The sequence below is a fragment of the Kosakonia sp. S57 genome (genome assembly GCF_016516575.1).
Classification (GTDB): domain Bacteria; phylum Pseudomonadota; class Gammaproteobacteria; order Enterobacterales; family Enterobacteriaceae; genus Kosakonia; species Kosakonia cowanii.
The window spans coordinates 130,558-147,882 of sequence record NZ_JACVUL010000006.1 but is presented as its reverse complement, the minus strand read 5'-3'; the positions used below and the strand labels follow the sequence as shown (position 1 = coordinate 147,882).

At 57.1% G+C, this 17,325-nt stretch carries 12 protein-coding genes and 1 pseudogene; 6 read left to right on the top strand and 7 right to left on the bottom strand.

Features of this window, described 5'->3' with window-relative positions:
- Nucleotides 1–437: 437 nt before the first annotated feature.
- From infA to trxB, 6 genes and pseudogenes are all read right to left on the bottom strand, one after another.
- Nucleotides 438–656, bottom strand: coding sequence for a translation initiation factor IF-1 (gene infA, locus IAE48_RS07875; RefSeq protein WP_001040187.1), 219 nt, complete (start codon nucleotides 654–656; stop codon nucleotides 438–440).
- Nucleotides 584–760: pseudogene (locus IAE48_RS24060) on the bottom strand (hypothetical protein); the annotation flags it as partial. The gene infA and the pseudogene IAE48_RS24060, both read right to left, overlap by 73 nt.
- A 185-nt stretch (nucleotides 761–945) precedes the next feature.
- The gene (gene aat / locus IAE48_RS07870) at nucleotides 946–1,647 is read right to left on the bottom strand and encodes a leucyl/phenylalanyl-tRNA--protein transferase (RefSeq protein ID WP_094420347.1); all 702 of its coding nucleotides are present in this window, start codon (nucleotides 1,645–1,647) and stop codon (nucleotides 946–948) included.
- 102 nt (nucleotides 1,648–1,749) lie between these two features.
- Nucleotides 1,750–3,471, bottom strand: a complete 1,722-nt coding sequence (gene cydC / locus IAE48_RS07865) for a cysteine/glutathione ABC transporter ATP-binding protein/permease CydC (protein WP_200133991.1) — start codon at nucleotides 3,469–3,471, stop codon at nucleotides 1,750–1,752.
- Nucleotides 3,472–5,238: a cysteine/glutathione ABC transporter permease/ATP-binding protein CydD gene (cydD, locus tag IAE48_RS07860; RefSeq protein WP_200133990.1), complete on the bottom strand. Its 1,767-nt coding sequence runs from the start codon at nucleotides 5,236–5,238 to the stop codon at nucleotides 3,472–3,474.
- Between the two features lie 114 nt (nucleotides 5,239–5,352).
- Nucleotides 5,353–6,318 (bottom strand): thioredoxin-disulfide reductase, encoded by a 966-nt coding sequence (trxB, locus tag IAE48_RS07855; protein ID WP_054804022.1) that lies wholly within the window; start codon nucleotides 6,316–6,318, stop codon nucleotides 5,353–5,355.
- A gap of 548 nt (nucleotides 6,319–6,866) precedes the next feature.
- Between trxB and lrp the strand changes: the two genes are divergently transcribed.
- The 6 genes from lrp (at nucleotide 6,867) to IAE48_RS07825 (ending at nucleotide 16,472) form a co-directional block, all read left to right on the top strand.
- Nucleotides 6,867–7,361, top strand: coding sequence for a leucine-responsive transcriptional regulator Lrp (gene lrp / locus IAE48_RS07850; protein WP_000228469.1), 495 nt, complete (start codon nucleotides 6,867–6,869; stop codon nucleotides 7,359–7,361).
- A 120-nt stretch (nucleotides 7,362–7,481) separates the two neighbouring features.
- Entirely contained in the window at nucleotides 7,482–11,558 is a 4,077-nt protein-coding gene (gene ftsK, locus IAE48_RS07845) for a DNA translocase FtsK (RefSeq protein WP_200133989.1), read from the top strand.
- Between the two features lie 117 nt (nucleotides 11,559–11,675).
- Nucleotides 11,676–12,287, top strand: a complete 612-nt coding sequence (lolA, locus tag IAE48_RS07840; protein ID WP_094420343.1) for an outer membrane lipoprotein chaperone LolA — start codon at nucleotides 11,676–11,678, stop codon at nucleotides 12,285–12,287.
- 9 nt (nucleotides 12,288–12,296) lie between these two features.
- Nucleotides 12,297–13,640, top strand: coding sequence for a replication-associated recombination protein A (locus IAE48_RS07835; RefSeq protein ID WP_200133988.1), 1,344 nt, complete (start codon nucleotides 12,297–12,299; stop codon nucleotides 13,638–13,640).
- 92 nt (nucleotides 13,641–13,732) lie between these two features.
- Complete coding sequence (serS, locus tag IAE48_RS07830; protein WP_094420342.1) at nucleotides 13,733–15,025, top strand: serine--tRNA ligase; 1,293 nt, start codon at nucleotides 13,733–13,735, stop codon at nucleotides 15,023–15,025.
- Between the two features lie 298 nt (nucleotides 15,026–15,323).
- The gene (locus IAE48_RS07825) at nucleotides 15,324–16,472 is read left to right on the top strand and encodes an MFS transporter (RefSeq protein ID WP_042714176.1); all 1,149 of its coding nucleotides are present in this window, start codon (nucleotides 15,324–15,326) and stop codon (nucleotides 16,470–16,472) included.
- A 74-nt stretch (nucleotides 16,473–16,546) separates the two neighbouring features.
- Here IAE48_RS07825 and pflA read toward each other — a convergent pair whose 3' ends face one another.
- Nucleotides 16,547–17,287 carry a pyruvate formate lyase 1-activating protein gene (gene pflA / locus IAE48_RS07820; RefSeq protein ID WP_042714174.1) on the bottom strand — a complete coding sequence of 247 codons (741 nt, stop codon included), beginning with the start codon at nucleotides 17,285–17,287 and terminating at the stop codon, nucleotides 16,547–16,549.
- Nucleotides 17,288–17,325 lie beyond the last annotated feature (38 nt).

The window sequence follows — 17,325 nt, the reverse complement described above, 5'->3', positions numbered from 1 at the left end:
TTGTGCAAATGTTCCTAATGTAACTTATTGATATTAATAAAAATATTGCCGTGTAAGTCGTTTTTTTGTAGGTTGTTTTTATGCGCAATAGCGCTGAAGTGGGTTATTGCCATGAAACGGAATCAGAAGTTGGTCAAAAAGGAGGAGATACCATGAGGCATATTTTTATACCTGTCATACTCAGTTTTTTACTGCTTGCTCCGCTTGCCGGAAAAGCCGCTCCCTGTAACTTCTACAGCAAATGGTGGCCAATCTGTCGCGATCCGGCGTCAGGCCCGGATATCGGTACCGCTGAATGGAGAGCCTGTCGCGAGCGGGGCGGCTGCCACTATCCCTGAACGTTAAACAATCTTTTAAATAGCGGCTGGAGCAGAAACAGAAAAGGCCGGGATTACCCGGCCTTTAAATTAGGTGCGCAGTTGCGCTAACGGAAGATCTTAGCGGCTACGGAAGACAATGCGGCCTTTGCTCAGGTCGTACGGGGTCAGTTCCACAGTCACTTTATCGCCCGTCAGGATACGGATGTAGTTTTTACGCATCTTACCAGAGATATGCGCAGTGACCACGTGACCGTTTTCCAGTTCTACGCGGAACATCGTATTAGGTAACGTTTCAAGAACGGTACCCTGCATCTCAATATTGTCTTCTTTGGCCATCTAATCCTCGGGGGTATCACTACCATAATTTTTTGAATCGGCAAGATAATGCCGAAGTTCGTGTGTTAAGTAAAGATTTGTGCTGATAAAACGCAGCAAAACAGCTTTTGCCGATTCCCCGCACGCCGCAGCCAGAGCGCCAGTAAAGCGCAACCGTAAAGGGGAGCGGTAGAAGTAAACGAAGGGCATCCCTGATACGAACGACTCCCGGATGGGGCGGGGCAACAGGCAAAAGCTGCTACGAGCGACCATTATAACACTCTGAATACAAATGTGCCGAAAACATTCTTCAACGAGCCGGAAAGAGCCGACGGGGCACCCAAAAGTGCGAAGGCAGCGGGGCCAGACGTAGTTCCGCGAGATATTGCAGATAGTCGCGGCGGGGGATCTCCACCGCGCCAAGGGAAGCAGTGTGGCTATTAAGCACCTGGCAATCAATCAGTTTACCGCCAAGTCTCGCGAACTCCTCGCTAAAGACCAGCAGGGCGGTTTTCGAGGCATTTACGCGTCGGCTGAACATCGACTCACCGCAGAAAAGCGAGCCCTGCGCGACGCCATACATCCCACCAATCAGCTCGTCGCCTTCCCACACTTCAATCGAGTGCGCATGACCCAGTTCATGCAAACGGTGGTAAGCCATGACGATATCGGGCGTAATCCACGTGCCTTCATCGCGATCGTCTGAACAGCCATCAATGACCTGGCCAAAAGCGTGGTTAAGCGTGACGCGATAAGGTGAGGTCTTATGAAAGCGCTTCATGCTGCGGCTAACGTGAAAATTTTCCGGCCATAATACGGCGCGCGGATCGGGCGACCACCAGAGGATAGGGTCGCCCGGTGAAAACCACGGGAAAATCCCGCGCTGATAGGCCATCAGCAAACGCGCCGGACTTAAATCGCCACCGAGCGCCAGCAGCCCGTTGGGTTCACGCAGCGCCGCTTCCGGCGAAGGGAATGCAATAGAGTGACGAGAAAGCTGAACCAGGCGCATGACTGCAACGCTCCACAATGCGACAAGTGACCTCTGTTAATATCGTCATCTTTCGCTCTCGCTTCAGTGTTGGTGACGCGAGAGAGAAAATGAGTCAAACCACTACAGACGCTGCTTAAACTGGTAGTACCGCCCCTGTTTCGCCATTAACGCTGCGTGATTACCTTGCTCAATTATTTGCGCGTTGTCCATTACAATTATCCGATCGTAATTTGCCAGCCCGCGCAGACGATGGGTGACCATTAACAGGGTTTTACCTCTCATCACTTCATCAAGGAGATCAAGGATTTGGCTCTCAGTGGAGGCATCAAGTCCTTCGGTCGGTTCATCCAGTAACACCAGCTGAGCATCATGCAGCAGCGCGCGCGCAATCGCCAGACGACGCAGTTCACCGCCGGAGAGCTGACGCCCGCCTTCACCGAGCCAGGCGTTAAGGCCATTTTCATCCAGCAGCTTCTCCAGACCGACGCGTTCCAGCGTCGCGCTCAGCATCTCATCGCTTGCCTGCGGTGAAGCCAGCAGCAAGTTATCGCGCAGCGTGGCGCTAAACAGGTGGACGCGCTGCGGCACCATACTGATAAGCGAGCGCAGATCGGCCTCGGCATATGAGCGTAACGGGCGATCCTGTAAATGAATCTCGCCCTGCTGCGGATCCCAGGCGCGCGTCAGCAGTTGCAGCAGCGTCGATTTACCACAGCCCGTGCGGCCTAAAATGGCAATATGCTCGCCTGCGGCAATCGATACGTTAAGGCTATCCAGCGCCCGCTGCGGCTGTCCAGGATAGCTAAACGACACGTCGGTCAGCGCCACGCTAACTTGCCGGGACACGGCGGTGCGCGTGGCAGGAAACGTGACTTCTGGCTGACAGTCAGTAAGCTGCGTCACCCGCGTGGCGGAGGCAATAACTTGCCCAAGGTGCTGGAAAGCGCCGGTAACCGGGGCGAGCGCTTCAAACGCCGCCAGCGCGCAGAAGACAAAGAGGGCGATCAGCGCGCCAGGCTCGGTATTACCGCCGACATCACCGGAGGCGAACCACAGCATAATAATTACCGCCGCGCCGCTAATCGTCAGCATCACGGCCTGCGACACGGCGCTCAGATCGGACTGACGGCGCTGCGCCTCGTGCCAGCTTAATTCGGTGTTTTCCAGCTGCTCGCGATAACGCTGGCTGGCACCAAAAATGGTCAGCTCCGCCTGACCCTGTAACCAGCTGGTCAATTGCTGGCGATACTGCCCGCGCAGTGCTGTGAGGTTTTCCCCCGTCGCTTTGCCGGCGCGATAAAAGAGGGGCGGCAGAATAAGCAGCGTCGCCAGCATAATGCCGCTTAACATCAGAGCCAGCGAGAGATCGAGCACGCTCAGGCCGACCAGCACGACGATAATCACCACCAGCGCCCCCACCAGCGGCGAAATTACACGCAGGTAGAGGTGATCGAGCGTGTCGACATCGGCAACTACGCGGTTAAGCACATCGCCCTGACGAAAACGCGCCAGCCCGGCGGGGGAGAGGGGTAATAATTTACTAAAGGTAGTCACGCGCAGATGTTCCAGCACGCGGAACGTGGCATCATGGCTGACCAGCCGCTCGAAATAGCGCCCGGCGGTACGGGTGATCGCCGCCCCGCGCACACCGGCGGCGGGTAGCATATAGTTGAAACTGTATAGCCCGGCGACGCCAACCACTGCCGAGGCGGAGAGGAACCAGCCTGAAAGCGTTAACAGCCCAATGCTTGCCAGCAGGGTAACGACCGCCAGCACCACGCCCAGCGTCAGCATCCATTTATGGCGTTTATATAATGCGAGATAAGGCAGCAAGGCGCGCATTTAAATCTCCTCCTGACGATGTGCCAGCAGCGCGGCAAACACGCCTCCGGCGGCGGCAAGCTCGGCATAGCTGCCCTGTTCAACAATGCGTCCCTCCTGCATCACCCAAACGGCATCCCACTCTGCGAGGTTTTCCAACTGGTGGGTCACCATCAGCGTGGCTTGCTGGCGCGAAGCGCTGGTCAGCGCCTGCATTACGCGCTGCTCGCTGTGTGCATCAAGGCTGGAGGAGGGTTCATCCAGCAGAAGCAACTGGCAGGAGGAGAGCAGAGCGCGGGCGACGGCGACACGCTGCGCCTGGCCGACGGAGAGGCGAACGGCCTGATCGCCAGGCTGTGTTTCTAGCCCTTCCGGTAACAGGGGCAAAAATTCGCTTACCCACGCCTTATCCAGCGCGGCGTGTAAGGCCGCTTCGCTGGCATCCGGGCGTGATAACAGCACATTCTCGCGCAGCGTGGCAGCAGGTAACTGCGGGTTCTGGCCGACCCAGCTTATCGCGTTGCGCCAGCTGTCGGGCTCAAGCGCGCTCAGTTCAATACCGTTAACGCGCAGCGACCCTTCATAAGGCAGGAACCCCAACAGCGCATTAATTAGCGAGCTTTTCCCCGATCCGCTGCGCCCGACCACCACAACCCGCTGTTGGGAGGAGAGGGTAAAGGTGAGCGGGCCGGCCAGCACCGCGCCTTCGGGCGATTTAACAATTAAATTCTCTGCCGTCAGGGTGACAGGTTCACCCGCGTTAAGCGTGATATCGCCGCGCTGCGGATGGGCAAGCGGCGCTTCCATAAAGGTTTTCAGGCTATCCGCTGCGCCTACTGCCTGCGCCTTCGCGTGGTAAAAGGTACCCAGATCGCGCAGCGGCTGGAAAAACTCCGGTGCCAGCACCAGCGCAAGAAAACCGGCAAACAGCGTCACGCCGGTACCGTAATGGCCGAAATTGAGTTCGCCCAGATAGGAGAAGCCAAAGTAAACGGCGACTAGCGCAATGGAGAGCGACGCGAAAAATTCCAGCACCCCGGAGGAGAGAAACGCCAGACGCAGCACTTCCATGGTGCGGCTGCGAAAATCCTGCGACGCGCGGCGGATGCTTTCCGTTTCCGCTTCGCCACGGCCAAAAATACGCAGCGTCTCCATGCCGCGCAGGCGGTCAAGGAAGTGACCGCTCAGGCGCGCCAGGGCTTTAAAGTTACGGCGGTTAGCATCGGCTGCGCCCATCCCGACCATCGCCATAAACAGCGGGATCAGCGGCGCGGTGCCAAGCAGGATCAGCGCTGCTGCCCAGTTAATCGGGAAAAGGGTGATCACAATCAGCAGCGGTACGCTTGCCGCCAGCGCCATTTGCGGCAAATAGCGGGCGTAGAAGTCATGCATGTCGTCGATTTGTTCAAGGATCAGCGTCGCCCAACTGCCGGCGGGTTTGCCCTGAATCCAGGCCGGGCCCGCCTGTTGCAGGCGGTCCAGCACGCGGCGGCGTATCGCAAAACGGATCTGGGCCCCCGCATGAAATCCTACCCGCTCGCGCAGCCAGACCACCCAACTGCGCAGAATAAAGACCAGCACCAGCAGCGCAAAGGGCAGCAGCAGTGCCTCGCGCGGAATGTGCTCGATAATCATATGGTTGAGAATGCTGGCGAGCAGCCACGCTTGCGCGACGATCAGGACGCCGCTTACCACGCCAAGCAGGCGGGAGAGCGTCAACCAACGACGAGAGATAATGCTTTGCTGTTTTAACCAGCGAGTGAGTTCTTGCTGACGGGTTTTATTCATTGCGCGCTTTGCAGGTGAAGTTATCGGATTTTTAGCCTGCGCAATGTTACAACGGTGCAAAAATAAAGGCGACTTAATGTCGCCTTATTTACCTTTGTTACTGACTTGTAAAGATTATTTCTGAACAGCCAGCCCATCGAGGTAGCGTTCAGCATCCAGCGCCGCCATACAGCCAGTGCCAGCGGAGGTGATCGCCTGACGATAGATGTGATCCATCACGTCACCTGCGGCAAACACGCCGGGAATGCTGGTTTGCGTCGCATTGCCATGAATACCGGACTGCACCTTAATGTAGCCGTTTTCCAGCTCAAGCTGACCGTCAAAGATCGCGGTGTTCGGGCTGTGGCCGATAGCGACAAACAGACCGGCAACGTCCAGCGACTCGATATTATCCGGGTTTTGCGTATCGCGCAGGCGCAGGCCGCTAACGCCCATCTGATCGCCCGTCACCTCTTCCAGCGTACGGTGGGTATGCAGCACGATATTGCCGCTCTCAACTTTATCCATCAGACGCTTGATCAGGATCTTCTCCGCGCGGAAGGTATCGCGGCGGTGGATCAGATGCACCTCAGAGGCGATATTCGCCAGGTAGAGCGCTTCTTCAACTGCGGTGTTGCCGCCGCCGATAACCGCGACTTTCTGGTTGCGGTAGAAGAAACCGTCACAGGTGGCGCAGGCAGAAACGCCGCGGCCTTTATAGGCTTCTTCAGAGGCGAGGCCTAAATAGCGCGCGGAGGCGCCGGTGGCGATGATCAGCGCGTCGCAGGTGTACTCAGCGCTATCGCCAATCAGGCGGAACGGGCGGTTCTGTAAATCGACGCTGTTGATATGGTCAAAAATGATTTCAGTATCAAATTTGGTCGCATGTTCATGCATGCGCTCCATCAGACCCGGGCCGGTCAGATCGTGCGGGTCGCCCGGCCAGTTTTCCACTTCAGTGGTGGTGGTGAGCTGACCGCCTTTTTCCATACCGGTGATCAGCACCGGCTGCAGGTTTGCACGCGCAGCATAGACCGCTGCGGTATAACCGGCAGGGCCTGAACCAAGGATAAGCAGCTTACTGTGTTTGGCCGTCCCCATGAGATCCTCATTATTGTTTGGCAGACATTGGGCTGGATTGTAGGGAATTTGCGGGCGTAAAAAAAGGGCGTAGCGATTTTGTTAACGATGTGTGTGATAGAAAAGACCGATGGCGGGGCAATGATTTATGCCAAAAACATAACAACTTCTACTGAGAAAAAGGCAGTTATAAGATGAATAAATGAGGATAAGGAATCGACCTTGATGAATATCTGGCATGTTGTACTAAAAAAAGATGTTTTGCTTTGACAATCCCCTGCGCTTTTGCGAAAACATCAAAGGAAGAAAAAAAGCAGTATTTCGCGCGTAACGCACGTTTACGCATGTAAATGCCATTTTACCGGGCTAGCGAAATCTACGCATGGCGTGGACAGACGCCATCCGTGATATCGATAGCTGCCGCAGGCACCGGTCTTCTCAACACAGCCCCTGGGATTATGCAACGGTCAGCTTGCTGGCGCGGCACAATACGACGGGCAAAGATCCTGAACAGTGAAGTGCACAGGGTCAAGACAGGAGTAGGGAAGGAATACAGAGAGACAATAATAATGGTAGATAGCAAGAAGCGCCCTGGCAAAGATCTCGATCGCATTGACCGCAATATTTTAAATGAACTGCAAAAAGATGGGCGTATTTCCAACGTCGAGCTTTCTAAACGAGTAGGGCTTTCGCCAACGCCGTGCCTTGAGCGCGTGCGCAGGCTGGAAAGGCAGGGGTTTATTCAGGGCTATACGGCACTGCTTAACCCGCATTATCTGGATGCATCACTGCTGGTCTTCGTTGAGATTACTCTGAATCGTGGTGCGCCGGATGTGTTTGAACAATTCAACGCTGCAGTGCAAAAACTTGAAGAAATTCAGGAGTGTCATCTGGTTTCTGGTGATTTTGACTACCTGTTGAAAACGCGCGTACCGGATATGTCGGCCTACCGCAAACTGCTGGGCGAAACGCTGTTACGCCTGCCAGGCGTAAACGACACCCGCACCTATGTGGTGATGGAAGAGGTCAAACAGAGTAATCGTCTGGTTATTAAGACGCGCTAATACGGAACAGGTGCACAATCGCTGTTTTTTGATTACACTCCTGTTAATCCATACAGCAACAGTGCCGGGGAGACCCGGCGCTGTTGTCCGTTTTAGCATCAAGGACCTGGAGAGCCTGTCTTGAGCCAGGAATACACCGAAGACAAAGAAGTCACTTTTAACAAGCTAAGCAGCGGACGCCGACTCCTCGAAGCGTTGCTGATCCTCGTTTCCCTTTCTGCCATCTGGCTGATGGCGGCGCTTCTCAGCTTTAACCCATCCGATCCAAGCTGGTCGCAGACCGCATGGCATGAGCCGATCCATAACCTTGGCGGCGTGCCCGGCGCATGGCTGGCGGATACCCTGTTTTTCATTTTCGGCATTATGGCCTACACCATTCCGGTCATTATTATCGGCGGCTGTTGGTTTGCCTGGCGCCATCGCGCCACTGAAGATTACATCGACTATTTCGCCGTCTCGCTACGCCTGATTGGCGCGCTGGCGCTGATCCTGACCTCCTGTGGTCTGGCGGCGATCAACGCGGATGATATCTGGTATTTCGCCTCGGGCGGCGTGATCGGTAGCCTGCTCAGCACCACGCTGCAGCCGCTGTTGCGCAGCAGCGGCGGAACGCTCGCACTGCTCTGCATCTGGGCCGCCGGGCTGACGCTCTTTACCGGTTGGTCATGGGTCACCATCGCTGAAAAAATCGGCAGCGTTATTCTCAATATTCTTACCTTCGCCACCAACCGCACCCGTCGCGATGACACATGGGTTGATGATGAAGAGTATGAAGAAGAGGATGAGTATGATGAGGACGAGGCAAACGACGCGCCTCGCGAATCTCGTCGCGCCCGTATTCTGCGCGGTGCGCTGGCGCGCCGTAAACGTATTGCGGAGAAGTTTGCCAACCCGATGGGGCGCAAAACCGACGAAGCGCTCTTCTCCGGAAAGCGGATGGATGATGAAGAGGAGATCGCCTACAGCGCGCGCGGTGTGCCTGCGCAGCCAGACGACGTGCTCTTCTCGGGACATCGCGCGACGGAAGTTGAGCAGGAGTACGATCCGCTGCTCAATGGTCGCAGCGTGACGGAACCCGTTGCGGCGGCTGCCGTCGCGACAACCGTTGCCGCGCAAAGCTTCGCTGCGCCAACGGAGCCGGTCATGCAAACGCCGCAGCCCGCCGAATGGCAGCATGCGCAGCAGGCACCAGCTTATCCCAATCAACAGGCTGCTTATCAGCCGCCGATGCATAGCGACCCGCAGGCCGCTTATCAGCCGCCGGTGCATCCCGATCAACAAGCTGCATACCAACCACCGATGCAGGGTGATTCGCAGCACGCTTATCAGCAGCCAACGCATTATGACGAAACGGCTGCTTATCAGCACCCTTCCGCGCAGTCCGTGCCAGAGTGGCAGCAGCCGATCGCGGAAGAGCCGTGGACGCCAGATGCGCCGGTAACCCCGCAGCCGCATCAGGAAGAGGTCTACTGGCAACCGCAGCCTGATTCCCAGCAGTGGCAGCCTGAACCGCAAATCGCCCCCGCGCCGGATCCGGTTATTGAACCTGAACCCGTTGTGGAAGAGGCGAAACATACCCGTCCGCCGCTCTACTACTTTGAAGAAGTGGAAGAGAAGCGTGCGCGCGAACGTGAGCAACTGGCCGCCTGGTATCAGCCGATTCCTGAGCCTGCCGAGCCAGAGCCGGTAGCACGACCTTCTGCGCCGTCGATGCCTGTTCCACCAGCTGTGGATCCAACGGCAGTGGCAGAGAGCGTCCTGCCCGCTGCTGCTCAGGCCGCTTCAACGGCCGGTACTGCCGCCGCAGCAGCGGCAGCCAGCGCGCCGGTGTTTGGTCTTGCCGGTGGCGCGCCGCGCCCGCAGGTAAAAGAGGGGATTGGCCCGCAGCTTCCGCGACCTAACCGCGTGCGCGTGCCGACGCGTCGCGAGCTTGCGTCCTATGGCATTAAACTGCCTTCGCAGCGCATGGCTGAAGAGCGTGCGCGTGAAGATGAGGTGCGTGAGCCAGATCAACATCTCTCCGATGATGATGCCGCTATGTTTCAGCAAAACGAGCTGGCACGTCAGTTCGCCGCCACGCAGCACGATCGCTATGGTGAAGAGTATCAGCATGAAACGCCGCAGTTTGCTGCCTCTGAAGCGGAGTTGAATGAAGCCGAAGCGGAAGAGGCTGAGCTGGCGCGTCAGTTTGCCGCATCTCAGCAGCAGCGCTACGGCGCTGAGCAGCAGGCCTTTACGCCGGAAGATGCCGACGTCTCGCCGATGAACACGGCACCTGTGGAGCGTGCGAACGCACCGCTGTTCACACCGCAGCCGCAAGCCTCTGCACAGCCTCATTATCAGCAGCCGCAGCAGCCAGCCGCGCAGCCGATGCAGCCGTCTGCCTATGGTCAGCCTGCCCAGCAGCCGCAGCAGCACTATCAGCAGCCAGCCGCGCAGCCGGTTCAGCCGCCTGCTTATGGTCAGCCTGTTCAGCAGCCGCAGCAGCACTATCAGCAGCCAGCGGCGCAGCCGGTTCAGCCTCCTGCTTATGGTCAACCTGTTCAGCAGCCGCAGCAGCATTATCAGCATCCAGCCTCTCAGCCGGTGCAGCCTCCTGCCTATGGTCAGCCTGCCCAGCAGCCGCAGCAGCAATCTGCTCCGCAGCAGCAGGAGAGTCTGATCCATCCATTGTTGATGCGTAATGGTGACAGCCGCCCGGTGCAGAAGCCGACTACGCCGCTGCCGTCGCTCGATCTGTTAACGCAGCCGCCAGCAGAAGTGGAGCCTGTGGACACCTTTGCGCTTGAGCAGATGGCTCGTCTGGTCGAAGCTCGCCTGGCCGATTTCCGTATTAAAGCGGACGTAGTCAACTACTCGCCGGGTCCGGTAATCACCCGCTTTGAGCTGAACCTCGCGCCTGGCGTGAAAGCGGCGCGAATCTCCAACCTGTCACGCGATCTGGCGCGTTCGCTCTCCACCGTCGCCGTGCGCGTGGTTGAAGTGATCCCGGGTAAACCTTACGTTGGCCTTGAGCTGCCGAACAAGAAGCGCCAGACCGTCTATCTGCGAGAAGTGCTGGACTGCGTGAAATTCCGCGAAAGTCCGTCACCGCTCACCGTGGTGCTGGGTAAAGATATCGCCGGGGATCCGGTGATTGCTGACCTGGCAAAAATGCCACACCTGCTGGTCGCCGGTACCACCGGTTCCGGTAAGTCGGTCGGCGTCAACGCCATGATCCTCAGCATGCTCTATAAAGCAACGCCGGAAGATGTGCGTTTCATCATGATCGACCCGAAAATGCTCGAGCTGTCGGTCTATGAAGGCATTCCGCATCTGTTGACCGAAGTGGTTACCGACATGAAAGACGCCGCCAATGCGCTGCGCTGGAGTGTCAATGAGATGGAGCGCCGCTACAAGCTGATGTCTGCGCTGGGCGTGCGTAACCTCGCTGGCTACAACGAGAAGATCGCCGAAGCCGCGCGGATGGGTCGCCCGATCCCGGATCCCTACTGGAAGCCGGGCGACAGCATGGCAACCGAACATCCGGTGCTGGAGAAACTGCCGTACATCGTGGTGATGGTCGATGAATTTGCCGATCTGATGATGACGGTCGGTAAAAAGGTGGAAGAGCTGATTGCCCGCCTGGCGCAGAAAGCGCGCGCGGCCGGTATTCACCTGGTGCTGGCTACTCAGCGTCCCTCAGTGGATGTGATCACCGGCCTGATTAAAGCCAACATCCCGACGCGTATCGCCTTTACCGTATCGAGCAAGATCGACTCCCGTACCATCCTCGATCAGGGCGGTGCGGAATCGCTGCTCGGCATGGGGGATATGCTTTACTCCGGCCCGAACTCAACCTCTGCCCCGGTGCGTGTCCACGGCGCGTTTGTTCGCGATCAGGAAGTCCACGCCGTGGTGCAGGACTGGAAAGCGCGCGGGCGTCCGCAATACGTTGACGGCATCACCTCCGACAGCGAAAGCGAAGGCGGCGGCGGTGGTTTTGACGGCGGTGAAGAGCTGGATCCGCTGTTCGACCAGGCCGTTAACTTTGTCACCGAAAAACGCAAAGCCTCGATCTCCGGCGTGCAGCGCCAGTTCCGTATCGGCTACAACCGTGCGGCGCGCATTATCGAACAGATGGAAGCGCAGGGGATCGTCAGCGAGCAGGGGCACAACGGTAACCGTGAAGTGCTGGCTCCACCGCCGTTTGAGTGATGCAAAGTTAGGTAAATAGTACAAATTCAGTTTTTTCTTCTGTCACTCTGGCGTTTCGCTTTCTAGAGTGACAGAAGGATTCTCCCACGTCGGGAGTGACGTATCAGAGGAATGACAATGAAAAAAATCGCCATGGTTTGTGCACTGATGGGCTCCTTAGTGGTAAGCAATGTCTGGGCAGACGCGGCAAGCGATCTGAAAAGCCGCCTCGATAAAGTCAGCAGCTTCCACGCCAGCTTTACCCAGAAAGTGACCGACGGCAGCGGCGCTGCGGTACAGGAAGGCCAGGGTGATTTGTGGGTTAAACGCCCGAACCTGTTTAACTGGCATATGACCCAGCCGGACGAGAGCGTACTGGTTTCCGACGGCAAAACGCTGTGGTTCTACAACCCGTTTGTTGAACAGGCGACGGCAACCTGGCTGAAAGATGCTACCAGCAACACGCCGTTTATGCTGATTGCCCGTAACCAGACCAGCGACTGGCAGCAGTACAACATTGCGCAGAAGGGCGATGATTTTGAACTGACGCCAAAAAGCAGCAACGGTAACCTGAAACAGTTCACCATTAATGTCGGCCGCGACGGCACCATCCATCAGTTCAGCGCCATCGAACAGGATGACCAGCGCAGCAGCTATCAGCTGAAAGCGCAGCAGAACGGCGCTGTCGATGCATCGAAATTCACCTTTACCCCGCCGCAGGGCGTAACGGTTGACGATCAACGCAAGTAAGAGGCGTGCATGAGTAACATGTCGCTCGATTTTTCCGAGAACACGTTTCAACCTCTGGCCGCGCGTATGCGGCCAGAAAATTTAGCGCAGTACATTGGTCAGCAGCATCTGCTGGCGCCGGGCAAACCCCTGCCGCGCGCCATTGAAGCCGGTCATCTGCACTCGATGATCCTGTGGGGACCGCCGGGCACCGGCAAAACCACGCTGGCAGAGGTCATTGCGCGCTATGCCGATGCTGATGTCGAGCGGATCTCAGCGGTCACCTCCGGCGTAAAAGAGATCCGCGAAGCCATAGAGCGCGCCCGCCAGAACCGTAACGCCGGACGCCGCACCACTCTGTTTGTCGATGAAGTCCACCGTTTTAACAAAAGCCAGCAGGACGCCTTTCTGCCGCATATCGAAGATGGCACCATCACCTTTATCGGCGCGACCACCGAAAACCCTTCGTTTGAACTCAACTCCGCACTGCTCTCCCGTGCGCGCGTTTACCTGCTCAAATCCCTCACCACAGAGGATATTGAACTGGTATTAACGCAGGCGATGGAAGATAAAGCGCGCGGTTACGGCGGCCAGGATATCGTTCTGCCGGACGAAACCCGGCTGGCGATTGCCGAACTGGTGGGTGGTGATGCGCGCCGGGCGCTCAACACGCTTGAGATGATGGCGGATATGGCGGAGCTCGATAAGAGCGGCAAGCGCGTACTCAACCCTGAGCTGCTTACGGAGATTGCCGGTGAACGCAGCGCGCGCTTTGATAATAAAGGCGACCGTTTTTACGACCTGATCTCCGCGCTGCACAAATCGGTACGCGGAAGCGCGCCAGATGCCGCGCTCTACTGGTATGCGCGCATTATCTCTGCCGGCGGCGACCCGCTCTATGTTGCGCGCCGCTGCCTGGCAATCGCCTCCGAAGATGTCGGCAATGCCGATCCGCGCGCCATGCAGGTTGCTATCTCCGCGTGGGACTGCTTTACCCGCGTCGGCCCGGCCGAAGGCGAACGCGCCATTGCGCAGGCGATTGTCTACCTGGCCTGCGCGCCAAAAAGCAACGCCGTCTATAAAGCTTTCAAAGCTGCGATGGCCGATGCGCGACAGCGCCCCGATTATGATGTACCGCCGCATCTGCGCAACGCGCCGACCAAGCTGATGAAGGAGATGGGTTATGGGCAGGAGTATCGCTATGCCCACGATGAGCCCAATGCCTTTGCCGCCGGGGAGGAGTATTTCCCGCAGGAAATGGCAGAAACGCGCTACTATCAGCCGACGAACAGAGGTCTTGAAGGCAAGATTGGCGAAAAGCTCGCCTGGCTCGCTGAACAGGATCATAAAAGCCCTATAAAACGCTACCGCTAGTGCGGGCGTTGCGGTAAGGTTACGGCTCATACCCTCGATCGCACTCTGCGGTCGGGTTCCTTTTATTTCAATTCGATAAGCACAGGAAAAGCATGCTCGATCCCAATCTGCTGCGTACCGAGCCAGACGCAGTCGCTGAAAAACTGGCACGCCGGGGCTTTAAGCTGGACGTAGAGAAATTACGCGCGCTCGAAGAGCGTCGTAAAGTCCTGCAGGTCAACACTGAAAATCTGCAGGCAGAGCGTAACTCACGATCGAAATCCATCGGCCAGGCGAAAGCACGCGGGGAAGATATCGAGCCATTACGCCTGGAAGTGAACAAGCTGGGTGAAGAGCTGGACGCGGCGAAAGCCGAGCTGGAAACGCTGCTGGCTGAGATCCGCGATATCGCGCTGACCATTCCGAACCTGCCTGATGATAGCGTACCGGTTGGCCGTGACGAGAACGATAACGTTGAAATCAGCCGCTGGGGCACGCCGCGCCAGTTTGATTTCGAGATCCGCGATCACGTCACCCTCGGTGAGATGCACAGCGGCCTGGATTTTGCCGCTGCGGTGAAGCTGACCGGCTCCCGTTTCGTGGTGATGAAAGGGCAGATCGCCCGTATGCACCGCGCGCTGGCGCAGTTCATGCTGGATCTGCACACTGAGCAGCATGGCTACGCGGAAAACTATGTGCCGTATCTGGTCAACCATGACACCCTGTACGGTACTGGCCAGCTGCCGAAGTTCGCCGGCGATCTGTTCCATACCCGTCCGCTGGAAGAGGAGTCCGACAGCAGCAACTACGCGCTGATCCCGACTGCGGAAGTGCCGCTGACCAACCTCGTGCGCGATGAAATTATCGATGAAGAGAGTCTGCCGATCAAAATGACCGCGCATACGCCGTGCTTCCGTTCTGAAGCAGGGTCTTACGGTCGTGACACGCGCGGTCTGATCCGTATGCACCAGTTTGATAAAGTCGAACTGGTTCAGGTGGTTCGCCCGGAAGATTCCATGGCGGCGCTGGAAGAGATTACCGGGCATGCAGAGAAAGTGTTGCAGCTGCTCGGTCTGCCTTACCGCAAAGTGCTGCTCTGCACCGGCGATATGGGCTTTGGTGCCTGCAAAACCTACGATCTCGAAGTATGGGTTCCGGCGCAGGGCACCTACCGCGAAATCTCCTCCTGCTCCAACGTCTGGGATTTCCAGGCGCGCCGCATGCAGGCACGCTGCCGCAGCAAGTCCGACAAGAAAACCCGTCTGGTGCATACCCTGAACGGCTCTGGTCTGGCAGTGGGGCGTACGCTGGTTGCGGTGCTGGAAAACTACCAGCAGGCCGATGGCCGCATTGAGGTGCCGGAAGTACTGCGCCCTTATATGAACGGGCTGGAGTACATCGGTTAATCTTGCCGATACAGCATGTTTTTAAAAGCGCCTGCGGGCGCTTTTTTATTGCCTTTTTCGTGCGTCTCAACCATTAATCTTCATGAATTTTTTCAACTGAAAAATTGTCGTGGTCTATAGATTACTGGCTTCTTTTCAAAGAGATATAACGCGACGGTGCGCGCTAAGTGGCAAAGAGGATAAGTTTTACAAATCGTCGTCGATAAAAAGCTCACTTTGGCGAAAAACAGTGGATTGACAATGTTTTTGCCGGTGGCATGATGCGCACGCAAACTGAACTTCCTCACGGTTTTAACCCATGACCACCTATACCCGGCCAGTGCTTTTATTGCTCTGTGGCCTGATGCTGTTGACCCTGGCTATCGCGACGCTGAACACGCTCGTGCCCCTTTGGCTCGCCCATGAAAATCTGCCAACCTGGCAGGTCGGCATGGTTGGTTCCTCCTATTTCACCGGCAATCTGCTGGGCACGCTACTGACTGGTCGACTGATCCGCCAGATGGGCTTTAACCGTAGCTACTACATTGCGTCGCTGATTTTCGCCGCAGGTTGCGTCGGCTTAGGGCTGATGGTGGGTTTCTGGAGCTGGATGATTTGGCGTTTTATCGCCGGCGTCGGCTGCGCCATGATTTGGGTGGTGGTGGAGAGCGCGCTGATGTCCAGCGGCACTGCTCACAACCGCGGTCGCCTGCTGGCGGCCTATATGATGGTTTACTATATCGGCACCGTGCTTGGCCAATTGATGGTCAGCAAACTGCCAACCGAGTTGATGAGCGTGCTGCCGTGGGTTACTGGTATGGTGCTGGCGGCCATGCTGCCGCTGCTCTTTACGCGCATTGTTAATCAGCACAGCGAAGAGCAGGTGGCTTCTTCGATCTGGCCAATGCTGCGCCTGCGTCAGGCCCGTCTTGGCGTTAATGGCTGCATCATCTCCGGGATTATTCTTGGCTCACTCTATGGCCTGATGCCGCTCTACCTGTCGCATCAGGGCGTCAGCGACTCCGGCATTGGTTTCTGGATGGCGCTGATGGTCAGTGCCGGGATTATTGGTCAGTGGCCGATTGGCCGTATCGCCGACCGCTTTGGTCGCTTGCTGGTGCTGCGTGTGCAGGTTTTTGTGGTGATCATCGGCTGCTTCGGTATGTTGAGCAACGCGGCGATGGCACCTGCGCTGTTTGTGCTGGGCACGGCAGGCTTTACGCTCTACCCGGTGGCGATGGCCTGGGCCTGTGAAAAAGTGGAACACCATCAGCTGGTGGCAATGAACCAGGCGCTGCTGCTGAGCTATACCATCGGCAGTCTGCTCGGGCCGACGCTTACTTCCATGTTGATGCAGAGCTACTCTGACAGCCTGCTGTTTGTGATGATTGCTGGCGTATCGCTGGTCTACCTGGTGATGCTGATGCGCAAAGCGGGCCACCACCCGACGCCGGTCGCACACGCCTGATTATTTCGGCTTATCCGGCAGACAACAAAAAAGCCACAACATAGCGTTGTGGCTTTTTTTATTCGTTTCGCGGCTCAGTACATCACTTTATGGCCGTACTGCTCAAGGATCCCTTTCACGCGCTCCATGGTCTCTTTTTTCGGCGGGTGAATGCCATCCAGCTTGTACTCTTCGCCCATCGCCACCCATTTGTGTTTGCCCAGTTCGTGGTAGGGCAGCAGTTCGATTTTCTCGACGTTGCCCATGTCGCGGGTAAACTCGCCGAGGCGGTGCGCGGAGTCGTCGTCATCTGACCAGCCCGGCACGACAACGTAGCGGATCCAGACCTTAATCCCTTTCTTCGCCAGATACTGGGCGAACTCCAGCGTGCGATGGTTGGAGACGCCGACCAGATTCTGGTGGATCTCATCATTCATCTGTTTCAAATCGAGCATCACCAGATCGGTGACCTCCAGCAACTCATCGATCACCGGATCGTAGCGGCGAACAAAGCCATTGGTATCAAGACAGGTATGAATGCCCTCTTTTTTGCAGGCGCGGAACCAGTCACGGACGAACTCCGCCTGCAAAATCGCTTCGCCGCCCGAGGCGGTCACGCCGCCGCCGGAGGCATTCATAAAGTGGCGATAGGCCACCACGTCTTTCATCAGCTCTTCAACGGTGATCTCTTTACCGCCATGGGTATCCCAGGTATCGCGGTTATGGCAGTAGAGGCAGCGCATCAGGCAGCCCTGAAAGAAGGTGATAAAGCGGATGCCCGGGCCGTCGACCGTACCGCAGGATTCGAAGGAGTGTATGCGACCAATAACTGACATTGCGGTGTTTTCTCCAGATGTGGCCCATCCGGGGCCTG

What these genes read in the sequence shown, in the direction of transcription:
- IAE48_RS07825 (WP_042714176.1), top strand. Translation starts at nt 15,324, where the DNA reads ATGACCACCTATACCCGGCCAGTGCTTTTATTGCTCTGTGGCCTGATG.
- lrp (WP_000228469.1), top strand. Translation starts at nt 6,867, where the DNA reads ATGGTAGATAGCAAGAAGCGCCCTGGCAAAGATCTCGATCGCATTGAC.
- IAE48_RS07835 (WP_200133988.1), top strand. Translation starts at nt 12,297, where the DNA reads ATGAGTAACATGTCGCTCGATTTTTCCGAGAACACGTTTCAACCTCTG.
- serS (WP_094420342.1), top strand. Translation starts at nt 13,733, where the DNA reads ATGCTCGATCCCAATCTGCTGCGTACCGAGCCAGACGCAGTCGCTGAA.
- cydC (WP_200133991.1), bottom strand. Translation starts at nt 3,471, where the DNA reads ATGCGCGCCTTGCTGCCTTATCTCGCATTATATAAACGCCATAAATGG.
- lolA (WP_094420343.1), top strand. Translation starts at nt 11,676, where the DNA reads ATGAAAAAAATCGCCATGGTTTGTGCACTGATGGGCTCCTTAGTGGTA.
- infA (WP_001040187.1), bottom strand. Translation starts at nt 656, where the DNA reads ATGGCCAAAGAAGACAATATTGAGATGCAGGGTACCGTTCTTGAAACG.
- cydD (WP_200133990.1), bottom strand. Translation starts at nt 5,238, where the DNA reads ATGAATAAAACCCGTCAGCAAGAACTCACTCGCTGGTTAAAACAGCAA.
- pflA (WP_042714174.1), bottom strand. Translation starts at nt 17,287, where the DNA reads ATGTCAGTTATTGGTCGCATACACTCCTTCGAATCCTGCGGTACGGTC.
- aat (WP_094420347.1), bottom strand. Translation starts at nt 1,647, where the DNA reads ATGCGCCTGGTTCAGCTTTCTCGTCACTCTATTGCATTCCCTTCGCCG.
- trxB (WP_054804022.1), bottom strand. Translation starts at nt 6,318, where the DNA reads ATGGGGACGGCCAAACACAGTAAGCTGCTTATCCTTGGTTCAGGCCCT.